The sequence below is a fragment of the Citrobacter sp. Cf116 genome, from assembly GCF_030336505.1.
Classification (GTDB): Bacteria; Pseudomonadota; Gammaproteobacteria; order Enterobacterales; family Enterobacteriaceae; genus Citrobacter; species Citrobacter freundii.
In genome coordinates this window covers 1,037,866-1,052,683 of sequence record NZ_JAOWEQ010000037.1, presented here as the reverse complement: position 1 = coordinate 1,052,683, position 14,818 = coordinate 1,037,866, and the positions used below count along the sequence as shown (strand labels likewise).

Below are 14,818 nucleotides of genomic sequence, written 5' to 3'. Positions count from 1 at the left end.
CCTGAAGATGGATATGTAAAACGGTTCAGGCAATCATTGGCGCGATGATAAAACCAAAGGCAACGCCAGCAATGATCCCACCCAGTCCTGGCAGCATAAACGGATGGTTTAAGACATACTTGCCCACGCGTGTTGTCCCGGTGGTGTCGAACTCCATTGCCGCCAGCGAAGTCGGGTATGTTGGTAGAACAAACACCCCGGTTACCGCCACATAGGAGGCCAGAATCGCCCATGTAGGTACGCCGAGCGCAACGGCCAGAGGGATAATCAGCGGCGTTGTGGCGCCTTGCGAGTAGAGAAGCGCGCAGGTACCAAACAGCACCAGCGCCAACAGCATCGGATAAGCCCGTAGAATATCGCCTGCGATATCCTTAATCTCCGCTAAGTGGGCATCAATGAAGGTCGTTCCCAATGTAACAATCCCGAGAATGACGGCCAGTGAACTCATCCCTGCTCGAAATGTGGAGGTCAGGACAATAGCATCGGTTGATGTTTTGCATAACACCACCATCAGGCAAGCGGCAGATAACATACAAATAATGATGATATCCCGGGTATTCATTGGGTTGTCGGCATCAAATCCGGGGCGTAGCTGCGGGCAGGCGGCAAGAATAACGATGACGACCGTTGCCAACATGAACAGGGCGACTGAGAGTTTGGCACCCGGTACAGTGCTGTTTTGCCCTTCATATTTACGCACCAACCCTTTTTGCAGGCGTTCAAGATAGACTTCATCATCTTGTAGCTCGCATCCCTGACGTGAGGCGATAAAAGCGGCGGCCATCGCGGCAACAAACGAAGCTGGCAAACATACCGCCATAACCTGGATAAAGGTGACACCGTTGCCTTCCATAATGGTCAGCATCGCCGCCATTGCGGCACTGATCGGCGAACCGGATATCGCCACCTGAGAGGCGACCACGGAGCCGGCGAGCGTACGAGAAGGGCGGATACCGGACTCTTTGGCGACTTCGGCAATCACCGGTAGGGTAGAAAATACAATGAACCCTGTTCCGGCCATAATGGTCATCGACCAGGTGATAATCGGTGCAATAATATTGATATATTTAGGATTACGCCGCATGAAATTACCGGCTACGCGAACCAGATAATCCATACCTCCGGCGGCCTGTAGCGCCGATGCTGCCACGACAACTGTCATAATAATGAGAATAACGTCAACGGGGGGCGAACCAATTTGTAGATCAAATCCCAATGTTAAAATAGCCAGCCCCAGCCCGCCGCATAAACCGATACCTATTCCGCCGAGGCGGATACCAAAAAATATTGCACCCAACACGACGATAATTTCTAACCAAACCATAATGGCCTCCGCCAGAGAATAATTTGTTATTAAAATAAGTGTTTGTTTAATGCTTTATTAATCTGGTGACGGCTGTTATTGCGCCAGAAGATGATGTTTGCCAACTCGCTTTTCGTACCATTTAATACCGGCGCGTACTAATGAACCGGTTGAGTCAATATATTTATCTGGTGAGTTTTTGACTGCGTTGGCAAGAATGACGGGGACTTCAGTACATCCCAGTACAATGACTTCTGCACCGCGTGAAAAGAGCATTTCAGCCTGTTCATTCATCAGCGTTTGTGCCCGCTTAAGATCGCCGGCTTTTAAGCAATAAATACTATCCATGACTTTTTCCTGACCGGATGAATCAGGGCTGACACAGGTTAAGCCAATAGATTCTATGCCTTTTTGGTAGAGTCCCATGTAAAGGGTGGCGTTGGTAGCAAGTAAACCTATACGCGATTTTCCGCAGTTTTTGACTTCATTCATGGTGGTTTCAACGATACTGAGTAACTCTGTATGACAGCACTCCTTTAATTCATTAAACCAAAAGTGGGCAGTATTACAGGGGATCACAATACACTCCGCACCAGCATCTTCCAGTTTATGCATATAATCACGCATTGCCGGAAGTGGGGAATGACCATGATGCATTAACGCATCAGTTCGATCTGGAATATCAGGGATGGATGAAATAATTAATGGGATATGTTCCTGATCGCGTTGCGCTGCGGTAAAGGTGACGAATTTATTAAAAAGATCGACGGTTGCAGCAGGTCCCATACCACCAAGTACGCCAATTAAACCTTTCACGATATATACCTCTATTACCGATATTTAATATCAGGGCTGGTGTGTGTCTGGTGTCTATGTTTAACAGCAGTGTGTCGTGAGGAGAAATGCAATAATGTATGGTTCAATGCAAAAACTGCATGGGTGCAGTTTCTTTTGCCACCTCAGCAGGCCAGTAATCAGGCAGGTGTCTGAAATTCCGCGGCGATAAGCGGTCGTGGTCGATGGGTAAAGAAACAGGTTAATGTCAAAAACGAAGGTGTTATGCAAAAAACGAATCACCAGATGCTGATGTTGAATATCATCTCCGGGCATATTCAGGCATGATGCTTAAGACTAATTGACATATTTAAACATCCGCGTGACAGGCATGAAAAATATCGAGACAAAATGGTTATATGACTTTTTGACGCTGGAAGCGTGTCGTCATTTTTCCCAGGCCGCGGAGGAGCGCAACCTATCCCAACCGGCATTTAGCCGGCGGATCAAGGCGCTCGAATCCGCCGTTGGGGTGTTGCTGTTTGACCGTACGACGAGTCCACTGCAGCTGACGGAGGAGGGTAAGTTATTCCATTCGCAGACCCGTAGCCTGCTGCAACAGCTGGAATGTAACTTAGATGAGCTTAGTGGTCACAACCTGCTTGGCGTTCCCAATATCAAAATAGCGGCAGCGCATTCTCTGTCGCTGACGATGTTGCCCAGATTAGTACATTCAATGTCGGCATGGGGCGAGGAGTTTGTGTACCACGTCGAAGCTATCGATGTTGTTCAGGCGGTGAATACGCTGCGCGAGGGGAAAAGTGATTTCATTATCTCCTTTCGCGATGAAGACTTAATGCAGTCACCTTTCTGCAGCTTGAAGGTGTTTGAGTCTGAGCTTTATCCCGTCTGTGCTGCGGATGCACAGGGTAAGGCGCTGTTTGATATCTATCAGCCGCAGGTGCCGATTCTGAACTATACCAGCACATCCTACATGGGAAGATTGGTTAACCGTCACCTGGCGGAGGTGGGTAGTATTTCGGCGCGTACGCTGTTTATGTCTTCGATGAGTGAGCTATTGAAGAATATGGCATTGGATGGGCATGGTATCGCCTGGCTGCCAGCCTGGACGATCGTGAACGAACTACGGGATAAACGCCTGGTTTGTCTGGACACGCCGGAGTTGATGGTGCCTATTCAGGCCTATATTTACCGGATGGACACCCGCCTGAATAAAACCGCTGAGCACTTCTGGCGGATTTTGTACAACCATATGCCAGAGGATCTGGTTTCACTTAGTTGATACGCGCCAGTTCGCCTGGCGCGTCTGAAAAACCTTCGGTTATGACCAAAGATGCTTTTTAACCTGATCAATTTGTGTACTACCTCTCATTTTCTCTCTCCCTGACAAACTGTATCTATAAAAAATTGTGATTCTGTTCATATCTATCGACTTTATAGCTTGTGGATGGATTTACTTTGTCAAAAACACGCCTACTATGAACACATGTTTGATAGTGAACATATGCTCTAATAACATGATGTGTGGCGTTGGTTATTTTTAACGAACTCATTTGTGGCAAATTAATTGCCAGGGGACGTGCTATGCGTGAAAAGGAATACATCGTAACGATTGGCTCGGCAAATATGGATGTTGCTGGGTATTCGCATGCTTCTCTAAATTATGCGGATTCGAATCCAGGTAAGATAAAATTCACTCCCGGTGGCGTTGGACGCAATATCGCACATAATCTCGCGCTGCTGGGTAAAAATTCTTGGTTGCTAACAGCGGTTGGTAACGATTTTTATGGTCAATCATTATTGGCACAAACCAATCAATCAGGAGTACATGTCGACAAGTGTCTTATCGTTTCCGGAGAGAATACATCCAGTTATTTATCGCTGCTTGATAATACTGGTGAAATGCTGGTGGCTATTAATGATATGAGTATCACCGAGCATATTTCAGCAGAATTTTTATCACAGCATTTTGATTTTATTAGGCAGGCAAAAGTCATTATCGCCGATTGCAATATCAGCGAAGACGCTCTGGCATGGGTACTGGAAAACGCCGGAGATGTTCCGGTGTTTGTTGACCCGGTGTCGGCCTGGAAGTGCGTAAAAATTCGCGGCCACTTTGCAAAAATTCACACCCTCAAACCAAACCGCCTTGAAGCCGAAACGCTCAGCGGTATTGCGCTTTCTGGGCGTGATGACGTTAGCAAAGTCGCCGCGTGGTTTCATGATCGCGGCTTAAACCGGCTGGTGCTCAGCATGGGCGGCGACGGCGTTTATTACAGTGATATTGCGGGGAGTTGTGGTTGGTCGCTCCCCATTAAAACTCGCGTCATTAATGTCACAGGGGCTGGTGATGCGATGATGGCTGGACTGGCCGCCTGCTGGGTAGACGGCATGCCCTTTATTGATTCGGTTCGATTTGCGCAGGGGTGTTCATCAATGGCATTAGCCTGTGAATATACCAATAACCCTGATTTGTCTGTTGCGAATGTTAGCTCAATAGTGGAGAACACAGAATGTCTGAATTAACTCTTTCCTCTGAATTATTACAAATATCATCAGAAGTCCAGGAAGCATTAAACAGTAAAAAACCGATTGTTGCGCTTGAATCAACCATTATTTCTCATGGAATGCCATTTCCGCAGAATGCTCAGACAGCGATTGAAGTAGAAGAGACTATTCGTAAGCACGGCGCTGTTCCTGCGACCATCGCCATTATCGGCGGAATAATGAAAGTAGGTTTAAGTAAAGATGAAATTGAATTGCTTGGACGAGAAGGACATAGCGTTACGAAAGTAAGCCGTCGTGATTTGCCATTTGTGGTCGCGGCAGGGAAAAATGGTGCCACCACCGTTGCCTCTACGATGATTATTGCCGCGCTGGCTGGAATTAAAGTATTTGCGACCGGGGGAATTGGTGGCGTTCATCGTGGTGCTGAACATACGTTTGATATTTCCGCGGATCTGCAGGAACTGGCACATACCAATGTCACGGTAATTTGTGCTGGTGCTAAATCTATTCTGGATCTTGGCTTAACGACTGAATATTTAGAAACCTTTGGCGTGCCGTTAATTGGATATCGAACCCAAGCGTTACCGGCATTTTTCTGTCGTACCAGTCCGTTTGAAGTCAGTATCCGTCTGGACAGCGCTAAAGAGATTGCCCGCGCGATGGCGGTGAAATGGCAAACGGGTCTTAATGGAGGCCTGGTTGTCGCTAATCCAATCCCGGAGCAGTTTGCCATGGCAGAAGAGAAAATTAATGCGGCAATAGATCGGGCGGTAAAAGAAGCGGAAGAGCAGGGCGTCGTGGGTAAAGAAAGTACGCCGTTCCTGCTGGCACGAGTTGCGGAGCTGACCGGTGGCGACAGCCTGAAATCAAATATTCAACTGGTGTTCAACAACGCAGTGCTGGCCTGTGAAATTGCGAAGGAGTATCAACGCCTCGCCTGACAGAATTTCCCGGGCAGAATGCGGTCGCCCGCGAATATCAAACCTACCAAAACCTGGCGATAACGCCGGGTTTCCTGGCATGAAGGGAATTTCATTATGGATATAATGAGAAGTGTTGTGGGTATGGTGGTATTACTGGCCATCGCGTTTCTGCTGTCAGTAAATAAAAAACGTATTAGTCTGCGCACCGTTGGGGCTGCGCTGGTACTGCAAATTGCCATCGGCGGTATTATGCTCTATTTCCCGCCGGGAAAATGGCTGGTTGAACAGGCCGCGCTCGGCGTCCACAAGGTGATGTCATATAGTGACGCGGGTAGCGCATTTATCTTCGGCTCCCTGGTTGGGCCAAAAATGGATGTGCTGTTTGACGGGGCAGGGTTTATTTTCGCCTTCCGGGTGCTCCCGGCCATCATTTTTGTGACCGCACTCATCAGTCTGCTCTATTACATTGGCGTGATGGGGCTATTGATCCGCATCCTCGGCGGTATTTTCCAGAAGGCGTTGAACATCAGTAAGATCGAGTCATTTGTCGCAGTAACCACGATTTTCCTCGGGCAAAACGAGATCCCGGCAATCGTGAAACCGTTTATTGACCGCCTTAATCGTAATGAACTGTTTACCGCTATTTGTAGCGGGATGGCCTCGATTGCTGGCTCAATGATGATTGGTTACGCCGGAATGGGCGTCCCGATTGACTATTTGCTGGCGGCATCATTGATGGCAATCCCTGGCGGTATTTTGTTCGCGCGTATGCTGAGTCCGGCAACGGAAGAATCTCGCGTCACCTTTGAAAACCTGTCATTTACTGAAACACCACCGAAAAGCATCATCGAAGCGGCGGCCAGTGGGGCTATGACCGGGCTGAAGATCGCCGCAGGCGTTGCGACGGTGGTAATGGCATTTGTCGCCATTATCGCGCTGATTAACGGCATTATCGGCGGAATTGGCGGTTGGTTTGGTTTTGGCCACGCCACTCTGGAAGGGATCTTTGGCTATGCGTTAGCCCCGCTGGCGTGGATTATGGGCGTGGACTGGAGCGATGCGACGCTGGCAGGTAGTCTGATTGGACAGAAGCTGGCGATCAACGAATTTGTTGCTTATCTCAACTTCTCGCCGTATCTGCAAACGGGCGGAACGCTGGACGTGAAGACCATCGCGATTATCTCGTTTGCGTTGTGTGGTTTCGCGAACTTCGGTTCGATTGGCGTCGTGGTCGGGGCATTTTCGGCGATTGCGCCACAGCGTGCGCCGGAAATCGCGCAACTTGGAATGCGTGCGCTGGCAGCAGCAACGCTATCAAACCTGATGAGCGCCACAATAGCCGGTTTCTTTATCGGACTGGCATAAAATAAAGTTTGTAGGCCGGATAAGCGTAGCGCTATCCGGCAGACATTCAAGCTGTTTGCAGCAAATACAGAGCGTTATCCGCAGAGAGCGTTGGGTTGTTGATACTGACGCTGGCCCGCGATAATGCTGCGCAGGCCATGGCAAAGCGCGCGCTTTCACGAAACTCACTGCCTTCCAGAAAGCTGTACAGTAATCCCGCCATAAAAGCGTCATCGGCACCAAAACTGTCTACCACCGTATGCTCAGGCGGCGTCAATAAAAACTGTTCGCCGTCCTTTTCGCTGCAAAAAACGGATTCATCTTCCAGGCAGACAAAAATGCGTTTTACCCCTTGCTGATGCAGGCTATTGACGGCCAGTACGCGATCCGCATCAGTATGAATAGGTTGGCCCCATAAAATCGCCAGCTCTTTCTGCGTGGGTTTTAGCGTATGAATACGCGTAAACCAGGTTTTCATTTTTTCCGCTTTGAACTCTGAAACGGTGTCAATAAATACCGGAATATCATCGGCAATAGTAAAGACCCACTCAATGGCTTCGGCGGTCAGATTGCAATCGGCCAGTACGACACCGGAATGGCGAATCAAATCTCGCGAACCGTTAAGCAACTGCGGCGTCAATTGTTGCAGGATATGGGTATCGTTAATGGCCAGTACGGTCTCTTCCTGTTGATTAGCGATCGACAGGTAGGTTGAGGTGTTGTGTCCATGCAGACGAATGCAGCTGGAAACGTTAACCCCAGCCTGACGCGTTTGTTCCAGCAATGTTTCGCCATAGAAGTCACTGCCAACAGCGGAAATTAAATGTACGTCGCGGCCCAACAGCGCCAGGTTGTGGGCGATGTTACGTCCTACACCGCCTGCTGAGCAATGAATGCTGCCAGGGTTAGAGGCTGCCTGCGGATAATGGATGTCTGCAACACCCCGGATATCCATGTTGATAGCACCGACAACCACGCAATAATCCTGTTCGGTAAGGATATAACCTTTACCTTTGATCATGCCTTTACGCATTAAATCCATAATATGCGCAGCGACGCGTGAACGGCTGATCTGCAAAATATCGGCGATTTCATTCTGCTGAATCAACGGATTGCGGCGCAAGATCTTAAGGATCTGCTTTTCCCTGTCGTTCATGATTAGGCCACCGCTTTTTCAGTTTGCTGGGCTTTCAGCCAGGCAATCTCTTCTGCCCAGATATCTGGATTAATGGTTTCCAACACCAGCGGAATGCCGTCAAAACGATTGTCCTGCATGATCCAACGGAAGGCATCGTGGCCAATATTGCCTTCACCTAAGCTGTGGTGACGGTCAACGCGGCTGCCAAACGTGCTCTTGGCGTCGTTCAGGTGCATACCGCGCAGATACTTGAAGCCGACAATTCGTTCAAATTCCGCAAACGTCTTTTCACATTCCTCAACGGAACGCAAATCGTAACCGGCCGCGAAGGCGTGGCAGGTATCAATACAGACGCCGACACGGGATTTATCTTCTACGCCGTCGATAATGGCGGCCAGGTGCTCAAACTTAAAGCCAAGGTTGCTGCCCTGTCCGGCGGTATTTTCAATGACCGCCGTAACGCCCTGGGTCTGGGCGAGGGCGATATTGATCGATTCCGCAATGCGCGCCAGACATTCATCTTCCGGAATCTGCATCAAATGGCTGCCCGGGTGAAAGTTAAGCAGGGATAAGCCAAGCTGTTCGCAGCGTTGCATTTCGTCAAGAAACGCGTCACGCGATTTTTCCAGCGCATCGCTGACCGGGTGACCGAGGTTAATCAGGTAGCTGTCGTGAGGCAGGATTTGCGCGGAAGTATAGTGATACTTCTCGCAGGCAGATTTGAAATCATCAATGATTTCGGTGGTCAGCGGCGCGGCACGCCACTGACGCTGATTCTTGGTGAACAGGGCGAATGCGGTCGCTTCGATTTCTGCGGCTCGAATAGCGGCGTTAGCCAGACCGCCAGCGGCGCTTACGTGCGCTCCGATGTATTTCATAAATTAAACCCGCCATACTCAAATGCAAAAGGAGGAAGTATAGCGGGTTAATGGAGGTGAGTCGTGCTCGTTTATGCCATCAGCGCGTGGATAGCGAGGTTAATCGCGCCACCGCCTACAATCAGCCAGACAAACAGCAGCAGGGCCATCAGTAACGGTTTAGCACCGGCTTTTTTCAGGGCGCTAACGTGAGTGGTCAGCCCCAGTGCGGCCATCGCCATTGCCAGCAAAATGGTATCCAGTGTTACCAGCATGTTCACTACCGACTGCGGCAGAAAGTGGAACGAGTTAAAAATCGCGACCACAATGAACAGGATGGCAAACCACGGAATGGTGATTTTGCTCTTCTCACCACCGGAGGCCGGAGACAGCTGTTTAACGCGGGCGGCCAACAGGATAAGAAACGGTGCCAGCATCATGACGCGCAGCATTTTGGCAATAACTGCGGCATTTTCCGCATCCGGGTTAATGGCGTGCCCGGCAGCCACTACCTGTGCCACTTCATGCATGGTGGAACCAATGTAAATGCCGTAGGTTTCCGGGCTAAACCAGTGTGCCAGCAGCGGATACATTGCCGGATACAGGAAGATAGCGATGGTACCGAAGATCACTACGGTGGCGACAGCGACGGTTACCTTACTGGCTTCCGCCTTCACTACCGGCTCGGTTGCCAACACGGCGGCGGCACCACAAATGCTGCTCCCCGCGCCAATCAGCCAACTGGTGTGGCGGTCCAGACCAAACACTTTTTGCCCCAGGAAACAGGCAATCATAAAGGTACTGCTTAGCGTTAACACATCAATCACGATACCGCTGACGCCGACGTCAGCAATTTGCGCGAAGGTGAGGCGGAAGCCGTAGAGGATGATCCCCAGACGTAATAAATGTTGTTTAGCAAACAGCACACCGCCGTCACAGCTTTTCCAGATGTGCGGATAGACGGTGTTGCCGAGAACCATCCCCAGTAAGATTGCTAAGGTGAGGGCGCTGAACCCGGCACCTGCAACGGCGGGAATGGATCCACCCCATAAGGCGACCCCAGTGATAACTGCACTCAGGGCGAGCCCCGGAATAAAATGCCACGCTGTACGACGATGAGTCTGCAAGGTGAGTTCTGTCATATCCTTCTCCTTTATCTGGGTAAAAGAGTACGGCGAAGTGGTTTAAAAATAAAATTGATTATATATTTATAATTAATCTATATAAGTGGTATACCCGTCATACTTCAGGTTGCATGTGCGCTGGCTGCAACTCGAATTATTTAGGGTATAAGAAACGGTTATCCGGTGGAAAACGACTATGCATATCACCCTGCGACAACTTGAAGTGTTTGCTGAGGTATTAAAAAGCGGCTCAACGACCCAGGCGTCTGTCATGCTGGCATTGTCGCAGTCGGCGGTGAGTGCGGCACTTACCGATCTGGAAGGGCAACTCGGCGTGCAACTGTTTGACCGTGTTGGTAAACGATTGGTGGTCAACGAACACGGGCGCTTGCTCTACCCACGGGCGCTGGCGCTACTCGAGCAAACGACCGAAATCGAACAGCTTTTCCGCGAAGATAATGGCGCTATCCGGGTTTATGCCAGTAGCACCATTGGCAACTATATTCTCCCTGCCATGATCGCCCGCTATCGGCATGATTTCCCTGATTTGCCGCTGGAGCTTAGCGTGGGCAACAGCCAGGACGTGATCAATGCGGTGCTGGATTTCCGGGTAGACATCGGGCTGATTGAAGGGCCGTGTCACAGTACGGAAATTATCTCTGAACCGTGGCTGGAAGACGAGCTGGTGGTGTTCGCCGCACCGTCGTCACCGCTTACAAAGGGACCCGTTACGCTGGAACAACTGGCTGCTTCGCCGTGGATACTGCGTGAACGAGGATCGGGTACGCGTGAACTGGTGGATTACCTGCTGTTGTCTCATTTGCCGAGATTTCAGATGGCAATGGAGTTGGGTAACTCCGAGGCCATTAAGCATGCGGTGCGCCATGGCCTCGGGATCAGCTGTTTGTCACGGCGGGTCATTGCCGAGCAGTTACAGGCGGGAACGCTGAGCGAAGTTCCTGTGCCGCTTCCACGTTTGGTCCGCACGCTGTGGCGTGTTCATCATCGACAAAAACATATCTCCAATTCCATTACGCGCTTTTTGCACTACAGCGACCAGGTAGAGCAGGGGGAATAGGACGTTCACTGTCGTAATGACTCCTTTTTGCATACTGGCGGTTGCGTTTTAACCGCCTTGCCCCCTCTATTTTCTGCTTTACTTATAATCCGCGGCCAGTCATGAAGGTCTCTTATAACAGCGCATTTGTGCCGGAAGAATGCCGTTTCGTCTGCTACAATCGCGCCTCATTTTTTGGATGGATAGCATTTTCACATGGTTTCCGAAACTAAAACCACAGAAGCGCCCACGCTACGTCGTGAACTGAAGGCGCGTCACCTGACGATGATTGCCATTGGAGGCTCCATCGGTACAGGTCTTTTCGTTGCATCTGGTGCAACTATTTCTGCAGCGGGTCCTGGCGGCGCGTTGTTCTCTTATATTCTGATCGGTCTGATGGTGTATTTCCTGATGACCAGCCTCGGTGAACTGGCGGCCTATATGCCGGTTTCTGGCTCGTTTTCCACCTACGGTCAGAACTACGTAGAAGAAGGCTTTGGCTTCGCGCTGGGCTGGAACTACTGGTACAACTGGGCGGTAACGATTGCCGTTGACCTGGTGGCCGCACAGCTGGTGATGAGCTGGTGGTTCCCGGACACGCCGGGTTGGATCTGGAGTGCGTTGTTCCTCGGCGTGATCTTCCTGCTGAACTACATTTCCGTTCGCGGATTTGGTGAAGCGGAATATTGGTTCTCACTGATCAAAGTTACCACCGTCATTATCTTCATCGTAGTTGGCGTAATGATGATTTTCGGTATCTTCAAAGGCGCTCAGCCGGTGGGCTGGAGCAACTGGACGACCGGTGATGCACCGTTTGCCGGTGGTTTTGCTGCGATGATTGGTGTGGCGATGATCGTCGGCTTCTCCTTCCAGGGGACGGAGCTTATCGGTATCGCGGCAGGTGAATCTGAAGATCCTGAAAAGAACATTCCACGTGCGGTACGTCAGGTATTCTGGCGAATCCTGCTGTTCTATGTGTTCGCGATTTTGATTATCAGCCTGATTATTCCGTACACCGATCCAAGCCTGCTGCGCAACGATGTGAAAGACATCAGCGTTAGCCCGTTCACGTTGGTATTCCAGCATGCGGGTCTGCTGTCTGCGGCAGCGGTTATGAACGCAGTTATCCTGACGGCGGTGCTGTCTGCAGGTAACTCCGGGATGTACGCTTCCACGCGTATGCTTTACACCCTGGCATGTGACGGTAAAGCGCCACGTATTTTCGGTAAACTTTCTCGTGGCGGCGTACCGCGTAACGCGCTGTATGCGACCACCGTGGTGGCGGGGCTGTGCTTCCTGACCTCGATGTTTGGCAATCAGACCGTATACCTGTGGCTGCTGAATACTTCCGGGATGACGGGCTTTATCGCCTGGCTGGGGATCGCCATTAGCCACTATCGCTTCCGTCGCGGTTATGTGCTGCAGGGCCACGATGTGAAGGATCTGCCGTACCGTTCTGGCTTCTTCCCGCTGGGTCCGATCTTCGCCTTTGTGCTGTGCCTGATTATCACTCTCGGCCAGAACTACGAAGCGTTCCTGAAAGACAGCATTGACTGGGGCGGCGTGATGGCTACCTATATTGGTATCCCGCTGTTCCTGATTATCTGGTTTGGCTATAAGCTGACCAAAGGAACTCATTTTGTTCGCTACAGCGAAATGAAATTCCCGGGTCGCGTGAAGAAATAACAGTATAAAAAGCATAACAAAAACCCCGGCATGATGAGTGCCGGGGTTTTTTATTGCGTCAGACTTAGAAGCTGTATGTCATGCCAACCGTGTAACGACGACCATCGAGAACGGTGTCGTAGGTATCGTAATCGATTTGCTTATCCAGCACGTTATACACGCCAGCGGTCATCAACAGATCCTTGGTGGCATAGTAACGTAAACCCACATCGACCTGCGTATAGGACGGCGTACCCTGTGCCATGGAAGTACGGCTCAGGTATTCAGACGTTTTTCCACGCAGATTCAGGCGGCTCCAGAAACCGAGATCTTGCGTGGCCTGCCAGTCCAGCGTCGTGTTAAACATATGCTTCGGCATTTTGTTCAACGGCTGGCCGGAGAACTGACCGCTTTTCTGCTCAGATTCCGTGTAGGTGTAGTTCGCGGTCCAGTTGACGTCTGACGTAATCTTCCAGCCGAAGGTGGATTCTACGCCACGCATATTGGCTTTATCGACGTTAACGCGATCGCTGACGAAGTCATAATGGGTATTGCCGATGGTGCAGGCCGGATCGGAACTGCTGTTACAACGGCGCACTTCAGTGATTTTGTTCTTGAAGTCGGTATTGAACAGGGTGACGCCCGCGTTGAGGTTATCGCCGTTATCCCACAGTAAGCCGATTTCTTCGCTGAGGCTTTTCTCCGGCTTCAGGTCCGGGTTGCCGACAATGATTCCGTTCAGACGACCGCCGCCGGTGACCTGTCCCCAGTTTGCTGATGACTGGCGCAGATCCGGGGCGCGATAGCCCGCCGAAACGCCGCCTTTTAAGGTCCATTGATCGCTCAGATGCCATACGCCATAGCCGCGTGGCGTCCAGTTGTCACCGTAGTTTTCATCCTTATCCATACGCAGACCGCCGGTCAGCGTAAAGGTATCGGTAACGGCCCATTCATCTTCAGCAAACAACGCCCAGCTCCAGCGGGTCAGTTTGTTCAGCCCATCAGCCGCTTGCAGCTGGTTGCCGTTATCGCGCAGTTTTTCATAACGGTATTGCCCGCCTAGCGTCAGGGTATGCGCTCCAAGGAATACCTGGTTCTGGTTATTGAAAATCGTGTTGTAGGACTTCATCTGGCGACCCGGGTTTTCGCTCTCTTCCTGCTGGACATAGCTGGTGGAGTTGAAGTCGTCGTAATAACCGCTGTGGGTTAGTGAATATGTCGTGTGCACATACTTGCTTTCGCTTTTGCTGTTCGGCTTACAGCTTCCGTTACGACAGTTTTCCTCAGCCATAGATTTGCCTGGGGTACTGTCGCGATCCTGCAATTCACGTGCGTAATCGAAATCGATATCGTTTTTATCGTCTGGCGTAAAGTTCAGGGTTAAGCCCCCGTTACGCATACGCTGTTCATTGTAGCCATTGAGGATTTTATCTTCCGCCCGATGGGAGAATAACCCGGTCACCTTCGCGCCAAGTAATCCGTCAATCAGTGGCCCAGACGCATAGGCGTTGGTCTGGTAAATATCGCCAGAGTCTCTGTCTTCCTGGAAAGTGGCATCGCCGTGCAGAGAACCGGTCCAGGCTTTGGTATTCGACACTTTCTTGGTGATGACGTTAATGACACCGCCCATCGCGTCGGAGCCGTACAGGGATGACATCGGGCCACGGATGACTTCGATACGCTCGATGGATTCAAGCGGCGGCAGCCAACCTTGTTCAATACCTGAGTTGTCGCTATTAGGACGTGTGCCGCGGGTGCTGATGCGTTTACCGTTGACCAGGAAGAGCGTGTATTGCGAAGCCATACCGCGAATACTGATATCGCTGCTGCTCCCCCCGCCGGTGACGACGACGCCAGGGACATCTTTTAGCGCATCGGTGACATCGCGATAGGCTTTGTCCTCAATCTGCTGCTTGGTAATAACAGATATCGAAGCCGGGGCATCCTGAATTTTCTGCTCAAAGCCGGTAGCGGTAACTACCACGGTATCTTGTTCAGCGGCATGGCCGAGTGATGGGAGACTGGCGACGCATACTGCGGCAGCTACAGCCTTAACGTGAGGTATAGTCATTTGTATCATTCCATTTAAATGAATCAAACTGCG

At 50.7% G+C, this 14,818-nt stretch carries 12 protein-coding genes; 6 read left to right on the top strand and 6 right to left on the bottom strand.

Annotated features, from left to right (window positions below):
• Positions 1-25: 25 nt before the first annotated feature.
• Complete coding sequence (locus OGV74_RS14450; protein ID WP_286521024.1) at positions 26-1,324, bottom strand: anaerobic C4-dicarboxylate transporter; 1,299 nt, start codon at positions 1,322-1,324, stop codon at positions 26-28.
• Positions 1,325-1,399: 75 nt separating this feature from the next.
• Positions 1,400-2,119 (bottom strand): cysteate racemase, encoded by a 720-nt coding sequence (cuyB, locus tag OGV74_RS14445; RefSeq protein WP_032936661.1) that lies wholly within the window; start codon positions 2,117-2,119, stop codon positions 1,400-1,402.
• Positions 2,120-2,468: 349 nt separating this feature from the next.
• Here cuyB and hypT point away from each other — a divergent pair, with 349 nt between their 5' ends.
• The 4 genes from hypT to OGV74_RS14425 all read left to right on the top strand — a co-directional run bounded on the left by hypT (position 2,469) and on the right by OGV74_RS14425 (position 6,894).
• Positions 2,469-3,380 carry a hypochlorite stress DNA-binding transcriptional regulator HypT gene (gene hypT / locus OGV74_RS14440; RefSeq protein ID WP_286521022.1) on the top strand — a complete coding sequence of 304 codons (912 nt, stop codon included), beginning with the start codon at positions 2,469-2,471 and terminating at the stop codon, positions 3,378-3,380.
• Between the two features lie 302 nt (positions 3,381-3,682).
• Positions 3,683-4,624, top strand: a complete 942-nt coding sequence (locus tag OGV74_RS14435) for a pseudouridine kinase (protein ID WP_086504345.1) — start codon at positions 3,683-3,685, stop codon at positions 4,622-4,624.
• Entirely contained in the window at positions 4,612-5,547 is a 936-nt protein-coding gene (locus tag OGV74_RS14430; protein WP_086504344.1) for a pseudouridine-5'-phosphate glycosidase, read from the top strand. Before OGV74_RS14435 ends, OGV74_RS14430 begins: the two co-directional genes overlap by 13 nt.
• 96 nt (positions 5,548-5,643) lie before the next feature.
• Positions 5,644-6,894 carry a NupC/NupG family nucleoside CNT transporter gene (locus tag OGV74_RS14425; RefSeq protein ID WP_003027431.1) on the top strand — a complete coding sequence of 417 codons (1,251 nt, stop codon included), beginning with the start codon at positions 5,644-5,646 and terminating at the stop codon, positions 6,892-6,894.
• 46 nt (positions 6,895-6,940) lie between these two features.
• On the opposite strand, the gene OGV74_RS14420 is transcribed toward OGV74_RS14425, so the two are convergent.
• The 3 genes from OGV74_RS14420 to OGV74_RS14410 all read right to left on the bottom strand — a co-directional run bounded on the left by OGV74_RS14420 (position 6,941) and on the right by OGV74_RS14410 (position 10,010).
• Entirely contained in the window at positions 6,941-8,029 is a 1,089-nt protein-coding gene (locus tag OGV74_RS14420; RefSeq protein ID WP_003027430.1) for a sugar kinase, read from the bottom strand.
• Between the two features lie 2 nt (positions 8,030-8,031).
• Complete coding sequence (nfo, locus tag OGV74_RS14415) at positions 8,032-8,889, bottom strand: deoxyribonuclease IV (RefSeq protein WP_003027428.1); 858 nt, start codon at positions 8,887-8,889, stop codon at positions 8,032-8,034.
• Between the two features lie 71 nt (positions 8,890-8,960).
• On the bottom strand, positions 8,961-10,010 hold the full coding sequence (locus tag OGV74_RS14410; protein WP_003027424.1) for a YeiH family protein: 1,050 nt from the start codon (positions 10,008-10,010) through the stop codon (positions 8,961-8,963).
• A gap of 178 nt (positions 10,011-10,188) precedes the next feature.
• Here OGV74_RS14410 and yieE point away from each other — a divergent pair, with 178 nt between their 5' ends.
• Positions 10,189-11,070 (top strand): DNA-binding transcriptional regulator YeiE, encoded by an 882-nt coding sequence (yieE, locus tag OGV74_RS14405; protein WP_071667258.1) that lies wholly within the window; start codon positions 10,189-10,191, stop codon positions 11,068-11,070.
• Positions 11,071-11,265: 195 nt separating this feature from the next.
• Entirely contained in the window at positions 11,266-12,735 is a 1,470-nt protein-coding gene (gene lysP, locus OGV74_RS14400) for a lysine-specific permease (protein ID WP_003027419.1), read from the top strand.
• 64 nt (positions 12,736-12,799) lie between these two features.
• Here the strand turns inward: lysP and OGV74_RS14395 are convergent, their stop codons facing one another.
• Positions 12,800-14,785, bottom strand: coding sequence for a ligand-gated channel protein (locus OGV74_RS14395; RefSeq protein WP_003027416.1), 1,986 nt, complete (start codon positions 14,783-14,785; stop codon positions 12,800-12,802).
• Positions 14,786-14,818: the final 33 nt, after the last annotated feature.